The 15,677-nt window shown below is 72.1% G+C and carries 13 protein-coding genes; 9 read left to right on the top strand and 4 right to left on the bottom strand.

Annotation, left to right across the window (positions count from 1 at the left end):
- Positions 1–115: 115 nt before the first annotated feature.
- The gene (locus tag AC068Z_RS38150; protein WP_478566879.1) at positions 116–1,705 is read left to right on the top strand and encodes an alpha/beta hydrolase; all 1,590 of its coding nucleotides are present in this window, start codon (positions 116–118) and stop codon (positions 1,703–1,705) included.
- On the opposite strand, the gene hemQ is transcribed toward AC068Z_RS38150, so the two are convergent.
- The gene (gene hemQ, locus AC068Z_RS38145) at positions 1,702–2,433 is read right to left on the bottom strand and encodes a hydrogen peroxide-dependent heme synthase (RefSeq protein WP_478566876.1); all 732 of its coding nucleotides are present in this window, start codon (positions 2,431–2,433) and stop codon (positions 1,702–1,704) included. The genes AC068Z_RS38150 and hemQ overlap by 4 nt on opposite strands.
- Positions 2,434–2,438: 5 nt before the next feature.
- Positions 2,439–3,896 (bottom strand): protoporphyrinogen oxidase, encoded by a 1,458-nt coding sequence (gene hemG, locus AC068Z_RS38140; protein WP_478566873.1) that lies wholly within the window; start codon positions 3,894–3,896, stop codon positions 2,439–2,441.
- A gap of 183 nt (positions 3,897–4,079) precedes the next feature.
- Between hemG and AC068Z_RS38135 the strand changes: the two genes are divergently transcribed.
- Together AC068Z_RS38135 and AC068Z_RS38130 are read left to right on the top strand one after the other, a co-directional pair.
- Entirely contained in the window at positions 4,080–5,048 is a 969-nt protein-coding gene (locus AC068Z_RS38135) for a DUF4349 domain-containing protein (RefSeq protein ID WP_478566870.1), read from the top strand.
- Between the two features lie 38 nt (positions 5,049–5,086).
- Positions 5,087–6,481 carry an FAD-dependent oxidoreductase gene (locus AC068Z_RS38130; RefSeq protein ID WP_478566867.1) on the top strand — a complete coding sequence of 465 codons (1,395 nt, stop codon included), beginning with the start codon at positions 5,087–5,089 and terminating at the stop codon, positions 6,479–6,481.
- Positions 6,482–6,566: 85 nt separating this feature from the next.
- Here the strand turns inward: AC068Z_RS38130 and AC068Z_RS38125 are convergent, their stop codons facing one another.
- The gene (locus tag AC068Z_RS38125; protein WP_478566864.1) at positions 6,567–6,887 is read right to left on the bottom strand and encodes a hypothetical protein; all 321 of its coding nucleotides are present in this window, start codon (positions 6,885–6,887) and stop codon (positions 6,567–6,569) included.
- 108 nt (positions 6,888–6,995) lie between these two features.
- Between AC068Z_RS38125 and AC068Z_RS38120 the strand changes: the two genes are divergently transcribed.
- Positions 6,996–7,817 carry a rhomboid family intramembrane serine protease gene (locus tag AC068Z_RS38120; RefSeq protein WP_478566861.1) on the top strand — a complete coding sequence of 274 codons (822 nt, stop codon included), beginning with the start codon at positions 6,996–6,998 and terminating at the stop codon, positions 7,815–7,817.
- A gap of 1 nt (position 7,818) precedes the next feature.
- Here AC068Z_RS38120 and hemE read toward each other — a convergent pair whose 3' ends face one another.
- On the bottom strand, positions 7,819–8,874 hold the full coding sequence (gene hemE, locus AC068Z_RS38115) for a uroporphyrinogen decarboxylase (RefSeq protein ID WP_478566858.1): 1,056 nt from the start codon (positions 8,872–8,874) through the stop codon (positions 7,819–7,821).
- A 109-nt stretch (positions 8,875–8,983) separates the two neighbouring features.
- Between hemE and AC068Z_RS38110 the strand changes: the two genes are divergently transcribed.
- The 5 genes from AC068Z_RS38110 to AC068Z_RS38090 all read left to right on the top strand — a co-directional run bounded on the left by AC068Z_RS38110 (position 8,984) and on the right by AC068Z_RS38090 (position 15,673).
- A complete protein-coding gene (locus AC068Z_RS38110; protein ID WP_478566855.1) occupies positions 8,984–9,655 on the top strand; it encodes a DUF3000 domain-containing protein in 672 nt (223 codons plus the stop codon).
- A gap of 307 nt (positions 9,656–9,962) precedes the next feature.
- The gene (locus AC068Z_RS38105) at positions 9,963–10,625 is read left to right on the top strand and encodes a response regulator transcription factor (RefSeq protein ID WP_019073943.1); all 663 of its coding nucleotides are present in this window, start codon (positions 9,963–9,965) and stop codon (positions 10,623–10,625) included.
- 194 nt (positions 10,626–10,819) lie between these two features.
- Positions 10,820–12,124 carry a ribonuclease D gene (locus AC068Z_RS38100; RefSeq protein ID WP_478566847.1) on the top strand — a complete coding sequence of 435 codons (1,305 nt, stop codon included), beginning with the start codon at positions 10,820–10,822 and terminating at the stop codon, positions 12,122–12,124.
- A 205-nt stretch (positions 12,125–12,329) separates the two neighbouring features.
- Positions 12,330–13,547 (top strand): thiolase family protein, encoded by a 1,218-nt coding sequence (locus AC068Z_RS38095; RefSeq protein WP_478566844.1) that lies wholly within the window; start codon positions 12,330–12,332, stop codon positions 13,545–13,547.
- Positions 13,544–15,673, top strand: a complete 2,130-nt coding sequence (locus AC068Z_RS38090; RefSeq protein ID WP_478566842.1) for a 3-hydroxyacyl-CoA dehydrogenase NAD-binding domain-containing protein — start codon at positions 13,544–13,546, stop codon at positions 15,671–15,673. The genes AC068Z_RS38095 and AC068Z_RS38090 overlap by 4 nt, the downstream gene beginning before the upstream one ends.
- Positions 15,674–15,677 lie beyond the last annotated feature (4 nt).

Here is a 15,677-nt window from a genome sequence, read left to right as displayed (position 1 = left end):
CGCCAGGGGGCGCGCAGGGGGCATTGGTGCCGACACCGGCGGGGCGGTGCTTGCCTTCGCCGACCTCCGAACGAAACATCCCTTTTGATGCGTCCGCGCACCGAAGGGACACGCGATGAGAGCCCCCGCCCTCTACTCGGCCGCCGGGTCGTTGCTGCTGACCACCCTCACGGCCGGTCCGGCCGCCGGCGCGGAGGACGTCCCCGGTCTCGCCGAACTGCGCGGCACGGCGGTGGCCGCCGCGCGCGCGAAGGCGGCCGGCGTCGACTTCGGCTCCTGCGCCGAGGAGCAGGACATGCCGGGCGGCTTCCAGTGCGGCACGGTGAGCGTTCCGCTCGACTACGCCGATCCGCGCGGCAAGCAGATCCGGCTGACGGTCAGCCGGGTGCGGGCCACCCACAAGGACCCGCACAACAGCAAGCGCCGGGTGCCGCGGCAGGGCGCCCTCGTCTTCAACCCCGGCGGCCCCGGCGCCTCGGGCCTGTACTTCCCGCTGATCGGTTTCCTGCCCGAGTGGAAGCGCCTCGGGGCGGCCTACGACCTCGTCGGCTACGACCCGCGCGGGGTGGGCCGCAGCGCGCCCCTGTCGTGCCAGGACCCCAAGAAGTTCTTCAAGGGCCCCTCGCCGGCGCCCACGCACCCCTCGGAGACGTACAAGCGCGAACGCGTCGCGCAGGCCAAGGCGTACGCGCGCGGCTGCGTCCAGCGGTCCGGCAGCGCGCTGCGGCACTACCACTCCCTCAACAACGCCCGGGACCTGGACGTGCTGCGGGCCGCGCTGGGCGAGGAGAAGCTGACGTTCATGGGCTCGTCGTACGGCACGTACTACGGCGCCCTGTACGCGGCCCTCTTCCCCTCGCACGTCCGGCGCATGGTCTTCGACGCGGCGGTGAACCCGGACCCGGAACAGGTCTGGTACCGCAACAACCTCGACCAGTCGGCGGCGTTCGAGGGCCGCTGGGCGGACCTGCGGGAGTGGATCGCCCGGCACCACGAGGTGTACGGCCTCGGCGACACCCCGGCGAAGGTGCTGCGCAGCTACGAGCGGGCGAGCGCCCGGCTCGCCGAGCGGCCGGCGGGCGGAAAGGTGGGCCCGGGGCAGTTGCAGGGGATGTTCCTCCAGGCCGGTTACTACGACGACTACTGGCCGCACCGTGCCGAGGCCCTGTCGGCGTATCTGAAGGGCGACCCGCAGCCGCTGATCGACATCGCGTCGCCGGTGACGGAGGCGGCCGCCGAGGCGGAGAACGGCAAGGCGGTCTACACGGCCGTCGAGTGCAACGACGCGCCCTGGCCGACCGAGTGGAGGGTGTGGGACCGGGACAACACCCGGCTCGCGCGGGTGGCGCCGTTCGAGACCTGGGACAACGTGTGGACGAACCTGCCCTGCGCGTTCTGGCCCGTGCCCCGTCAGCGGCCGCTCGATGTCCGGACGTGGCCGGGTGAGCTGCCGCCGACGCTGATCCTGGCGGCCGAGCGGGACGCGGCGGCGCCGTACGAGGGGGCGCGGGAGCTGCACCGCCGGTTGTGGGGCTCGGTGCTGGTGACCGAGCGGGACGCGGGAACGCACGGGATCGCGGGCGGGCCCAACAAGTGCGTCAACGCCTATGTGGACGCCTATCTGCTGGAGGGGCGGCTGCCGGTGCGGCGCGCCGCGTGCGCGCCGCGTCCGGAGCCGCGTCCCGCCCGGGACGCGGGTGCCTAGGCCAGCCCGGCGACCAGGTCGCCGACCGACTTCCTGCGGCCCGTGTAGAACGGGACCTCCTCGCGCACGTGCATCCGCGCCTCCGACGCCCGCAGGTGGCGCATGAGGTCGACGATGCGGTACAGCTCGTCCGCCTCGAAGGCGAGGATCCACTCGTAGTCGCCCAGCGAGAACGAGGCGACCGTGTTGGCGCGGACGTCGGGGTAGCCGCGGGCCATCTTGCCGTGGTCGGCGAGCATGCGGCGGCGGTCCTCGTCGGGCAGCAGGTACCAGTCGTAGGAGCGCACGAAGGGGTAGACGCTGACGTAGTCGCGGGGCGTCTCGTCGGCGAGGAACGCCGGGATGTGCGAGCGGTTGAACTCGGCGGGGCGGTGCAGCGCCATGTTCGACCAGACCGGCTCCAGCGCGCGGCCCAGCCTGGTGCGGCGGAAGAGGTTGTACGCCTCCTGCAGCTGGTCGCTGGTCTCGGCGTGCCACCAGATCATGACGTCGGCGTCGGCGCGCAGTCCGGACACGTCGTACGTGCCGCGGATCGTCACGTCCTTGGCCGCGAGCTGGTCGAACAGCTCCTGGACCTCGTCGGCGTAGCCCGAGCGGTCCTCGGGGAGCGCGTCCTTCAGCTTGAAGACGGACCAGAGGGTGTAGCGGATGACCTCGTTGAGGTCCTTGGCCAGCTTGCCCTTGTTCGGGATCCTGCCGGACTCGGTGGTGGGGGCGTCGTCACTCATGTCCCTCATTCTCCTGCTCCTCCGTGCAGACTCTGCACCGGGTGGGCGGTGAGTTCCCGCACCGCGCGCAGGTCGCCGTGGATCTGGTCGACGGCCGCGTACGCGCTCGCGACACAGGCCGGGATGCCGACGCCGTCGTAGGCGGCCCCGCACACGGCCAGTCCGGGGACGCGGCCGATGTGGTCGCGGATGCGGGCCACGCGCGCGTGGTGGCCGACGGGGTACTGGGGCAGGCCGTCGGTCCAGCGGGTGACCCGGCTCTCGACGGGGGTGGCGGCCAGGCCGGTCGCGGCCTTCAGGTCGTGCCGGGAGACCTCCACGAGGCCCGCGTCGTCGCGCTGGAGGATCTCCGTCTCGCCGTACCGCCCGACCGAGGTGCGCAGCACGAGCAGGTCCGGGTTCTCGTCGGCGATCCAGCCCCACTTCTGGGAGGCGAAGGTCGAGGCCTTGATCGTGCGGCCGTCGACGGGCGGCACCAGGAAGCCGCTGCCTTCGGGGAGGGCGAGGTCGGCGCGGCGGTAGGCGAGGGTGACCAGGGCCATGGAGGCGTATTCGACGACGGACAGCTCGGCCGCGGCGGCCGGGGCCTCGGCGCGCAGCAGCTCGGCGGCGGCCGGGGCGGGGAGCGCGACGATCACGGCGTCCGCGCGCAGCGTCCGGTCGCCGGTGACGACCCGCCAGCCCTCCTGGTCGCGGCGCAGCTCCGTCACCCGCGCGCCCGTGACGATCTGGCCGCCCCTGGCCCGCACCGACTCCGCGACCGCGAGCGGCAGCCTGCCGATGCCGCCCTCGATGCCCATGAACACCGGGCCGGTCTGCTGAGCCGTCGCGGCCCTGGCCTGGATCTCGCGGACCGCCTCGGTCAGGGAGTCATGGCTCCGGGCGGCCTGGAAGAGCTGCGGGACGGCCGAACGCATCGAGATGCGGTAGGCGTCGCCCGCGTACACCCCGCCCAGCAGCGGCTCGACCAGGCGGTCGACGACCTCGCGGCCGAGGCGTTCGGCGACGTACGCCCCCACCGCCACGTCGTCGCCGATCTCGGTGCGGGGCAGTTCGGCGTCGCGCCCGATCCGGGCGAGGCCCTCGTCGGAGAGCACCCCGGCCAGCGCGGCGGCGGTGCCGGGCACGCCCATGACGTGGCCCTTGGGCATGGGGCGCAGGGCGCCTCGGGTCCACAGGGAGGCACTGGCGGTGGCGGGCGGCTGGAGGCGCTCGGCGAGACCGACCTCGCGGGCCAGACCGACGGCCTCGGGGCGGCGGGCCAGCATCGACTCGGCGCCGAGGTCCACGCGGACGCCCGCGATCTCGCCGGGCAGCAGCTTGCCGCCGATCCGGTCGGCGGCCTCCAGGACGGTCACGCGTCTGCCCTCGCCCACCAGCCGGTGGGCCGCCGCGAGGCCGGCGATCCCGGCGCCGATGACGACGACCTGTGCCTGTTCCGCTGGAATGTCCGCTGCGTGCATGATCCCACTCTCTCAAACACCACTGACAGTCCCGCCAGGGCCGTCGGGCCCAAGGCGCCCCGGCCGTGTGCCCGGCCCGAGTCCCGACCGTGACCGCATCGGAACCGGCCGGGCCCAACGTCCGGGACCCCTCCGGCGTCGAAGGAGCGTCAAGTCGTCACGACCCTCGGGGGGTTACGCCTCATGCGATCACGACGTTCCGTACGACCCGTCCATGCCGTCGCCGGTCTCCTGCTGGCCGCGGCCCTCGCGCTGACCGGGTGCAGCGGGGCCGCCGACACCGACTCCGGTGGCGACTCCGCGGGCGGCAACGAGGCCGCCAAGTCCCAGGCGGACGGCGCCGCGGCCGCGGACTCCGGCCACTCCGGTGCCAAGGCGGACGCCCCGCCCAAGGTCACCGCGAGCCACATCATCCGCACCGCCTCACTGACCGTGCAGGTCAAGGACGTGCCGAAGGCTCTCGACGAGGCCCGTACGACCGCCGAGAACGCCGGCGGCTTCGTCGGCAACGAGACCACGACCCGGGACAGCGGGGGCAACGAGCGCACCCGGGTGGTCCTGCGCGTGCCCGTCGACTCCTACGCGGACGTCCTCGCCGACCTCGAGGGCACCGGCAAGCTGATCGACCGCACCGCCAAGGCGCAGGACGTCACCGAGCAGGTCGTCGACGTGGAGAGCCGGATCAAGTCGCAGCGGGCCAGCGTGGCCCGGATCCGGGAGCTGATGGACCAGGCCACCAAGCTGAGCGACGTGGTGACCCTGGAGGGCGAGCTGAGCACCCGCCAGGCCGACCTGGAGTCGCTGCTCGCCCAGCAGGCCTCCCTGAAGGACCGCACGAGCCTCGCCACCATCACCCTCTCGCTGTCCGAGACCCCGGTGAGGAAGGCGGTGGCCGAGGACGACGACCCGGGTGTCGCGGACGCGCTGACGGGCGGCTGGGACGCCTTCGTGACGATGCTGCGGTGGATCGTCATGGCGGTCGCGGCGGTGCTGCCGTTCGCCGTGGGGGCGGCCCTGCTGTTCGTGCTCTGGTGGTGGCTGGTCCGCCCGCGGCTGGCCCGCCGCCCGGAGCCCGCGCCCGCGGCGACCGCGTTCGGCCCGCTGCCGACGGCCCGCCGGGCACCGGAACCGAGCGGCCGCGAGGAGGACTGACGCGAGCCCGAAATGATCGGCGCCCGTAGCGTGTTCGCATGAACATGAGCCATGGGCGGGGTACGAGGGAACGGCTGGTCGTGATCGGTGGCGACGCCGCGGGGATGTCCGCGGCGTCGCAGGCACGGCGGATGAGGAGCGCGGAGGAACTGGAGATCGTGGCCTTCGAGCGCGGTCACTTCTCCTCCTACTCGGCGTGCGGCATCCCGTACTGGGTCGGCGGCGAGGTCCGGGAGCGGGACGAGCTGATCGCCCGTACGCCCGAGGAGCACCGCGCGCGGGACATCGATCTGCGCATGCGCACCGAGGTCATGGAGATCGACGTGGCGGGGCAGCGGGTACGCGCGCGTGACGTCGATTCCGGGGCCGAGTCCTGGACGTCGTACGACAAGCTCGTGATCGCCACCGGTGCCCGCCCGATCCGGCCCGACATGCCCGGCGCCGACGCGCCGGGGGTGCACGGCGTGCAGACCCTCGACGACGGGCAGGCGCTGATCGACACGCTGGCACGCACGCGTGGCCGCCGCGCGGTCGTGGTCGGCGCCGGTTACATCGGTGTGGAGATGGCCGAGTCGCTCATCAACCGCGGCTACGAGGTGACCGTCGTCAACCGCGGCCAGGAGCCGATGTCGACGCTCGACCCGGACATGGGCCGGCTGGTGCACGAGGCCATGACCGGCCTCGGCATCACCATGGTCGACGACGCCGAGGTCACCAAGATCCTCACCGGTGACGACGGCCGGGTCCGCGCGGTGGTGACGGAGGACGCCGAGTACCCGGCGGACGTCGTCGTCCTCGGCATCGGGGTCCGCCCGGAGACGGCGCTGGCCCGCGCGGCCGGCCTGCCGCTCGGCGAGCACCAGGGCCTGCTCACGGACCTGGCGATGCGGGTGCGCGGCCACGAGAACATCTGGGCGGGCGGCGACTGCGTGGAGGTCCTCGACCTGGTCTCGGGCCGGGAGCGGTACATCGCCCTCGGCACCCACGCCAACAAGCACGGCCAGGTCATCGGCACCAACGCCGGCGGCGGCTACGCCACGTTCCCCGGGGTCGTCGGCACCGCGGTCAGCAAGGTCTGCGACCTGGAGATCGCCCGTACCGGCCTGCGCGAGAAGGACGCGCGCCGGGCGGGCCTGCAGTACGTCACCGCCACCGTGGAGTCGACCAGCCGGGCCGGCTACTACCCCGGCGCCGGTTTGATGACGGTCAAGATCCTCGCCGAGCGCCGCACGGGACGGCTGCTGGGCGTGCAGATCGTGGGCCGGGAGGGCGCGGCGAAGCGCGTGGACATCGCCGCCGTGGCCCTCACCGCGGGCATGACGGTGGAACAGATGACAGCCCTGGACCTCGGTTACGCCCCGCCGTTCAGTCCGGTGTGGGACCCGGTCCTGGTGGCGGCCCGCAAGGCCACGAAAGCGGTCGCGGGCTCATAGGCGGTCGCGGGCGCATGGGCGGTCGAGGGCTCGCAGGCGGTCGCGGGCTCGCAGGCGGTCGCGGGCCGGGAGGCCCGGCGGGTGCCTAGGCCGTCCCGCTGATCCTCGGCAGCGAGGCCACGGAGGCGCTCGGCTGGGCGGCGGCCACCGGCTGCTCCCCGGTCCCCGCTCCCGACCCCGACCCCGTCGTCGTCCCCGGCCTGGCGTGCGCGGCCGAGGCCCGCACGGTCCGCAGCCGGTGGCTCACCGCCTCGTCCAGCGTCACCGGCCGCCCCGCCTGCGCGGCGAGCCGCCCGGCCTCCTGGCCGAGCCGCGCCACGTCCTCCCACGGCAGCCGCACCACCACGGAGAGCTCCGCCTCACCATCAGGCAGCGCGTGCATCGAAGGAGCAACTCGATCGTTCATCGCCCGTCCTCACGTAGACCCGGTTGTCGACCCGGCTGAGAAGCCATACGCGCGCGGGGACACCGGTGTTCACCGATTCCCCGACCCCATCCGGGGAAGAAGGAAATCGTGGTCATACCCGTCCATGACGTGAACCCCGTACGCGGTACCCCTTGGGTGACGTACGGCCTGATCGCCGCCAACGTCCTCGTGTTCCTCGCCATGCCGGGCACGTTCACGGTGCCCGGGGCGAGCCGTCTGGCCCAGACCTGTGAACTGCACGCGTTCCTGGACCACTACGCGGCGGTGCCGCGGGAGTTGATCCACGACCAGCTGCCCCGCCTGGTGCCGACCGGCGATGTCGCGGTCGGCCCGCAGGGCCCCGGCTGTGTCATCGGCGAGCCGGGCTACGACAAGTCGCCCCTGCTGTCGGTCTTCACGGCGATGTTCCTGCACGGCGGCTGGCTGCACCTGCTCGGCAACATGCTCTTCCTGATGATCTTCGGCAACAACATCGAGGACCGCATGGGCCATGTGCGGTTCTTCGTTTTCTACGTCGTCTGCGGCTACGCGGCCGGTTATGGCTTCGCGCTGCTCAACGACGGCTCCACAGACCCGCTGATCGGCGCCTCGGGGGCCGTCGCCGGGGTGCTGGGCGCCTATCTGGTGCTGTATCCGAAGGCCAGGGTGTGGGTCCTGGTGCCGTTCCTGATCTTCCTGCCGCTCCGGCTGCCGGCCTGGCTGGTGCTGGGCTTCTGGTTCGGGCTGCAGGCGGTGTACTCCTCCGGCGAGGGCATCTCCGACGCCGGGACCGTGGCGTACACGGCGCATGTCGTGGGCTTCCTCGCGGGCATGCTGCTCGCCTGGCCGCTGAAGCCCGGCACACCACCGCCGCCGGAGCCGCGCGGCCTGCTCTTCGGCAGACGGGCCCGGCCCCGGGAGACGTGGTGAGTCAGCGCGCGGTGCGGGTGTGGACGTACTCCACGAGCCGGGTCAGCGAGTCCGGGTCGGTGTTCGGCATGACGCCGTGGCCGAGGTTGAAGACATGGCCCTCGAGGCCCGCCGCCGCGTCCAGGACCTCCTGCGTCTTGGTCTCGACTGCCTGCGTGGTGGAGAACAGCACGGTCGGGTCGAGGTTGCCCTGGAGGGCCTTGCCGGGGCCGACCCGGCGGGCGGCCTCGTCGAGCGGGACGCGCCAGTCGACGCCGACGACGTCCGCGCCGGCCTCGCCCATCAGGCCGAGCAGTTCGCCGGTGCCGACGCCGAAGTGGATGCGCGGGACGCCGTAGCCCTCGACCGCCTTGAAGACCTTCGCCGAGGCGGGCATCACCGAGCGGCGGTAGTCGGCCGGGGCGAGCGCGCCGACCCAGGAGTCGAAGAGCTGGACCGCGGAGGCGCCGGCCTCGATCTGGACCTTCAAGAAGCCGGCCGTGATGTCCGCGAGCCGGTCGAGCAGCTCGGCCCACAGCTCGGGGTCGCCGTACATCATCGCCTTGGCGTTCTCGTACGTACGCGACGGACCGCCCTCGACGAGGTAACTCGCGAGGGTGAAAGGCGCGCCCGCGAAACCGATCAGCGGGGTGGCGCCGAGCTCGCGGGTGAGCAGGCCGATGGCCTCGGTGACGTAGGAGACGTCCTCGGGCGTGAGGTCGCGCAGCCGCGCCAGGTCGGCGCGGGTGCGGATCGGGTTCTCGACGACCGGGCCGACGCCGGGCTTGATGTCGAGGTCGATGCCGATGGCCTTGAGCGGGACGACGATGTCGCTGAAGTAGATCGCCGCGTCCACGTTGTGCCGGCGCACGGGCTGGAGGGTGATCTCGGTGACCAGCTCGGGGCGCATGCACGACTCGAGCATCGGGATGCCCTCGCGCACCTTGCGGTACTCCGGCAGGGACCGGCCGGCCTGCCGCATGAACCACACGGGAGTGTGCGGCACGGGCTCGCGGCGGCAGGCCTTGAGGAAGGCGGAGTCGTGCGTGGCGGTCGGCGTCGTCTCGTGTGCACTCACGCGGAAAGTCTCGCACGGCGGCGCGGGTGGGCCGTTCCCACCCGGGCCGCACGGAACAGAGCGGGTGTCTAGGCCAGCGCGGCGGCTCGGTTCCCCTTAACCTTCCCGCATGGCTGCGGCTCAGGGACGACTGTCGGACGGCACTGGTGGGATGGACGACGCGCAGGAGGAGGACCGGGAGGGAAGCGGAGCGGGGGCTCCGCCGGCTTTCCAGGCCGCGGTCCAAGCCCTGCGCGGCAGCCGGCTGAGGCCGCAGATCGAGGTGGAGGCCACCCGCCCGCCGCAGCGGCTCGCCCCGCACGCGTACGCGCTGGAGGCGACCGTCCTCGACGGCGACCAGGACCTGGCCGACGGCCGGCTGGTGCTGCTGCACGACCCGGCCGGGCACGACGCCTGGCGGGGCACGTTCCGGCTGGTGACGCTGGTACGGGCGGAGCTGGAGCCGGAGATGGCGGCGGACCCGCTGCTGCCGGAGGTGTGCTGGTCGTGGCTGACCGGTGCGCTGCAGGCCCGCGGACTGACGTACGGAGAGCCGAGCGGCACCGTCACGCGCGCGAGTTCGCACTACTTCGGCGGTCTGTCCGAACGCCCGTCGGCCTCGCAGATCGAGATCCGCGCGTCCTGGACCCCGCGCGAGGGCCTGGGCGGCGTACCGGACACCGCGGGGCATCTGGCGGCGTGGGCGGACCTGCTCGCGCAGATCGCCGGGCTGCCGCCGGCGGGCCCGGGCGACGCGGCGGTGGTGACGCTGCCGCAGCGGCGCGGACCGCAGTCGCGCTAGGAGCACGGCGGCGCTTGGAGCAGGGCGGCGCCTGGAGCACGGTCGCGCCGGGAGCGCGGCCGACTGTCACAAGTACGACGAGTGAAGCGGCTCGTGTCCGGGAAGCGATCGGCATGTATTTGTCGATACGGCCACTTTCAGTCACGAGCAGGCACTCGAACGAACCGATTCGTTCCCGAACGATCGACCGTACGTCCGAATTGCACCAATTGTTACTCACTAGATCGTGATCATTCTCTAAAGGATGCCGGGTTCGGTGCCGAAGACGTCTGTGACCTTCAAAGCCGTCCCGCCCCCAGGAGGCCTGGTGTCCGTTCTCCTCGAGCAGCCCGCAAGCCTGGTCGCCTACCGCCCGAACAAGCCGACCGCCATGGTGGTCGTGGCCGATCCCCGCGTCCGCTCCACCGTCACCCGCCACCTGTGGGCGCTCGGTGTGCGCGACGTGATCGAGGCCTCGTCCGTCGCGGAGGCCCGCCCCCGTATCGGCAACCCCCGTGACATCTGTGTCGCCGACGTCCACCTGCCCGACGGCTCCGGCCTGACCCTGCTGTCGGAGACCCGCGCCGCGGGCTGGCCCAACGGCCTCGCCCTCTCCGCCGCCGACGACATCGGCGCCGTCCGCAACGCCCTCGCCGGGGGCGTGAAGGGCTACGTCGTCACCGGCACCCGCACCAACGTCGGGCTCCCCACCCGGCCCGGTGCCGCCCCCATCGGTTCCGCCGCGGCGCGTATGCACCGCCGCCCCCCGGGTGCCCCGAGCCACCCGGGCGGCTACCGCGAACTGTCCGGCCGTGAGGTCGAGGTGCTGCGGCTGGTGGCGGAGGGCCAGTCGAACAAGGCCATCGGCGTCTCGATGGGCCTGTCCGCGCTGACCGTCAAGAGCCACCTCGCCCGCATCGCCCGCAAGCTCGGCACGGGAGACCGCGCCGGCATGGTCGCCGTCGCCCTGCGCACCGGCATCATCCACTGACCCGAGCCCCCACCCCTGACCCCGAGCCCCCACCCTTCACGGACGTGAACGGACCGGCCCACGGCCCGCCCCGTCCCTGCCCCGTCCGTCGTGAGCCGGACGATTCACTTACCTGACTGGTTTACGACCCCAAGGCGCCCGTCGACGGAACGTTCCGTCGACGGGCGCTGTCCATACACAGATACCCTTGACAGGTGACCGACGCCCAAGAGACCGCAGCAGACAGCCCACTGCGAACCACCGGAGGCGCCCCTCCGGACGACGGCGGATCGTCTGTTACGGGGGCGCCGGACGGGGCTCCGAGCCCTGAACCGACTCCTTTGCTCGAACCGCGTGAGGGCATTCCGCCCGTGATCGCCGACGAGGAGTCCCTCGCCCGGGTGATCGCCGCCTTCGCTGCCGGCTCCGGACCCGTCGCCGTCGACGCCGAACGGGCGTCCGGCTACCGCTACGGACAGCGCGCCTATCTGGTGCAGCTGCGGCGGCAGGGGGCCGGCACCGCGCTGATCGATCCGGTGGCCTGTCCTGATCTGTCCGGTCTCGGTGAGGCGCTCGCCGACACGGAGTGGGTGCTGCACGCGGCCACCCAGGACCTGCCCTGCCTCAGGGAAATAGGCATGGTGCCGACGCGGCTGTTCGACACCGAGCTGGCCGGGCGCCTCGCCGGGTTCCCCCGGGTCGGGCTCGGCGCGATGGTCGAGAGCGTCCTCGGGTTCGTCCTGGAGAAGGGGCACTCCGCCGTCGACTGGTCCACCCGCCCGCTGCCCGAGCCGTGGCTGCGCTACGCCGCGCTCGACGTCGAGCTGCTGGTGGATCTGCGGGACGCGCTGGAGAAGGAGCTGGACCGGCAGGGCAAGCTGGAGTGGGCCCGCCAGGAGTTCGACGCGATCGCCTCGGCGCCGCCCGCCGAGCCCCGCAAGGACCCCTGGCGACGGACGTCCGGGATGCACAAGGTGCGCCGGCGCCGGCAGCTCGCTGTCGTCCGGGAGCTGTGGGAGACCCGGGACCGCATCGCCCAGCGGCGGGACGTCTCCCCGGGCAAGGTGCTCTCCGACGCGGCCATCGTGGAGGCCGCGCTCGCCCTTCCGGCGAACGTGCACGCGCTGGCCGCCCTGAACGGCTTCGGCCACCGGATGGGCCGGCGTCAGCTGGAGCAGTGGCAGGCCGCCGTGGACCGGGCCAAGACGCTCTCCGAGTCGCAGTTGCCGCAGCCGGGGCAGCCGGTGACGGGGCCGCCGCCCCCGCGGGCCTGGGCCGACAAGGACCCGGCCGCAGCGGCTCGGCTCTCCGCCGCCCGGGCCGGGGTCTCCGCGCTCGCGGAGCGGCTCGCCATGCCCCAGGAGAATCTGATCACTCCGGACACCGTGCGGCGGGTGTGCTGGGAGCCGCCCCTGGAGGTGGACGCCGAGACGGTGGGCGCCGCCCTCGCGGGACACGGGGCCCGGCCGTGGCAGGTGGAGCAGGTGACGCCCGTTCTGGTGGCCGCGCTCTCCGCCTGACGGCGGCGGGACCCCGCGGCGGCACAGCGGCGTCGAGATCACGCCAAGGTCTTCGGAGGGCGGGACACCGCCCGAGGTGTGACCTTCGCCGCTTGGACCCGTGGGGCTGGGCAGCTACGTTACTCATAAGTAGCATGGTCGTAAGCGCGCGCTCAGTGCATGCGTGCCGCAGCAGTGCAGTCCCGCACCCTGGAGGAGAGCCATCGTGCCTCGTACCGTCAGGGACGTCGTCTTCGTCGACGGCGTCCGCACCCCGTTCGGCAAGGCGGGCCCGAAGGGCATCTACCACGAGACCCGCGCCGACGACCTCGTCGTGAAGGCGATCCGGGAGCTGCTGCGCCGCAACCCCGGCCTGGAGCCCGCCAAGATCGACGAGGTCGCCATCGCCGCGACCACGCAGATCGGCGACCAGGGTCTGACCATCGGCCGCACCGCGGGCATCCTCGCCGGTCTGCCGCAGTCCGTGCCCGGTTACTCCATCGACCGGATGTGCGCCGGCGCGCTGACCGCCGTCACCTCCGTCGCCGGTTCCGTGGCCTTCGGCGCGTACGACGTCGCCATCGCCGGCGGTGTCGAGCACATGGGCCGCCACCCGATGGGCGAGGGCGTCGACCCGAACCCGCGGTTCGTCAGCGAGAAGCTGGTCGACGAGTCGGCGCTGTTCATGGGCATGACCGCCGAGAACCTGCACGACCGCTACCCGACCATCACCAAGCAGCGCGCCGACGAGTACGCCGTGCGCTCGCAGGAGAAGGCCGCCAAGGCGTACGCCAACGGCAAGATCCAGGCCGACCTGGTCCCGGTCTCGGTGCGCCGCACCAACCCCGAGGCCGGCGAGACCGGCTGGGGCCTGGTCACCGCCGACGAGCCGATGCGCCCGGGCACCACCCTGGAGAACCTCTCCGGTCTGAAGACCCCGTTCCGTGTCCACGGCCGGGTCACCGCCGGTAACGCGGCCGGTCTGAACGACGGCGCCACCGCCTCCCTCATCGCCTCCGAGGACTTCGCCCGGGAGAACAACCTCCCGGTCAAGATGCGCCTCGTCTCCTACTCCTTCGCGGGTGTGGAGCCGGAGGTCATGGGCTACGGCCCGATCCCGGCCACCGAGAAGGCGCTCGCCCAGGCGGGCCTGACCATCGACGACATCGGCCTGTTCGAGATCAACGAGGCCTTCGCCGTCCAGGTGCTCGCGTTCCTGGAGCACTACGGCATCGCCGACGACGACGCCCGCGTCAACCAGTACGGCGGCGCCATCGCGTTCGGTCACCCGCTGGCCTCGTCGGGCGTGCGTCTCATGACGCAGCTGGCCCGTCAGTTCGAGGAGCAGCCTCAGGTCCGCTACGGCCTGACCACCATGTGCGTCGGCTTCGGCATGGGCGCGACGGTCATCTGGGAGAACCCGCACTTCGAGGGGGACAAGTGAGCACCACCGCTGAGCTTTTGAAGGGTGCGGCCGAGCTGTTCCCCGACGAGGTCGTGACGTCCGCGCACGTACGCCACCTCGACCTGCCGTTCGGCGCCGGGCGCTTCGCGCTCATCACGCTGGACAACGGCTTCGACCACACCAAGCCGACCACCTTCGGCCCGGCCTCGCTGGCGAACCTCAACGCCGCCATCGACCAGGTCGAGAAGGAGGCCGCGGACGGCGACATCGTCGGCGTCGGTGTCACCGGCAAGCCGTTCATCTTCGCCGTCGGCGCGGACCTGAAGGGCGTCGAGCTCCTCAAGGAGCACAAGGACGCGCTGGCCATCGGCAAGGGCGGCCACGAGGTCTTCAAGCGCCTCGCGGGCCTCGCGGTGCCGACCTTCGCGTACTACAACGGCGCCGCGATGGGCGGCGGTGTCGAGGTCGGTCTGCACTGCCGCTACCGGACCGTCTCCGCGGCGCTCCCGGCGTTCTCGCTGCCCGAGGTCTTCCTCGGCCTGGTGCCCGGCTGGGGCGGCTGCACGATCCTGCCGAACCTGATCGGCGCCGAGAAGGCCGTCTCGGTGATCATCGAGAACAGCCTCAACCAGAACAAGCAGCTCAAGGGCGCGCAGGTCTACGAGCTCGGCATCGCCGACGCGATCTTCGAGGGTGCCGACTTCCTGGAGCAGTCACTCCTGTGGACGGCCTCCGTCCTCAAGGGCGAGATCGTCGTCGAGCGCCCGGCGATCGACCGCGGCGAGGCCTGGGACCAGGCCGTCGCCAAGGGCCGCTTCATCGCCGACTCCAAGGTGCACGGCGCCGCCCCGGCCGCCTACCGCGCCCTGGACATCATCGCCGCCGCCAAGAACGGCGACCTCCAGCAGGGCTTCGACGCCGAGGACGTGGCGCTCGCCGACCTGATCATGGGTGGCGAACTGCGCGCCGGCATCTACGCGTTCAACCTGGTGCAGAAGCGCGGCAAGCGTCCCGCGGGCGCCCCGGACAAGAACCTGGCCCGCCCGGTCACCAAGGTCGGTGTCGTCGGCGCCGGTCTGATGGCCTCCCAGCTCGCGCTGCTCTTCCTGCGCCGCCTGGAGGTGCCGGTCGTGCTGACCGACATCGACCAGGAGCGCGTCGACAAGGGTGTGGGCTACGTCCACGCCGAGATCGAGAAGCTGCTCGGCAAGGGCCGTATCAACCAGGACAAGGCCAACCGCCTGAAGGCCCTGGTCACCGGTGTGCTGGACAAGGCCGAGGGCTTCGCGGACGCGGACTTCGTCATCGAGGCCGTGTTCGAGGAGATCGGCGTCAAGCAGCAGGTGTTCGCGGAGGTCGAGGCGGTCGCCCCGGCGCACGCCATCTTCGCGACGAACACCTCCTCCCTGTCGGTCACCGAGATGGCGTCGAAGCTGAAGAACCCCGAGCGGGTCGTCGGCTTCCACTTCTTCAACCCGGTCGCGATCCTGCCGCTGCTGGAGATCGTCCGCGGCGAGCAGACCGACGACGCCTCGCTGGCCACGGCCTTCGCCGTCGCCAAGAAGCTGAAGAAGACCGCGGTCCTCACCAAGGACGCCCCGGCGTTCGTCGTGAACCGCATCCTCACCCGCTTCATGGGCGAGATCCAGAACGTCATCGACGAGGGCACCCCGGTCGAGGTCGCCGAGAAGGCCATCGAGCCGCTCGGTCTGCCGATGTCCCCGCTGGTGCTCCTGGAGCTGGTCGGTCCCGCGATCGGTCTGCACGTCTCGGAGACCCTCAACCGGGCCTTCCCGGACCGCTTCACGGTCTCCCCGAACCTCGCGGCCGTCGTCAAGGCGGGCAAGCGCGGGTTCTACGTCTACGACTCCGGCAAGCCGGAGCTGGACCCCGAGGTCGCCGCGCTGCTGAAGCAGGGCGATGTCGTCCTGACCGAGGAGCAGGTCCGCGACCGCGTCCTCGACGCCGTGGCCCAGGAGATCGGGCTCATGCTCGACGAGGGCGTCGTCGCCGAGGCCCAGGACATCGACCTCTGCCTGATCACGGGCGCCGGCTGGCCCTTCCACCTGGGCGGCATCACGCCGTACCTGGACCGCGAGGGTGTCTCCGAGCGCGTGAACGGCAAGAAGTTCCTGGCCCCGGGTGTGGCGTCGGTTCCGGCGTAACGTC

The organism is Streptomyces sp. NPDC043726 (assembly GCF_056436565.1).
This window is presented reverse-complemented; position numbering and strand designations above follow the sequence as displayed.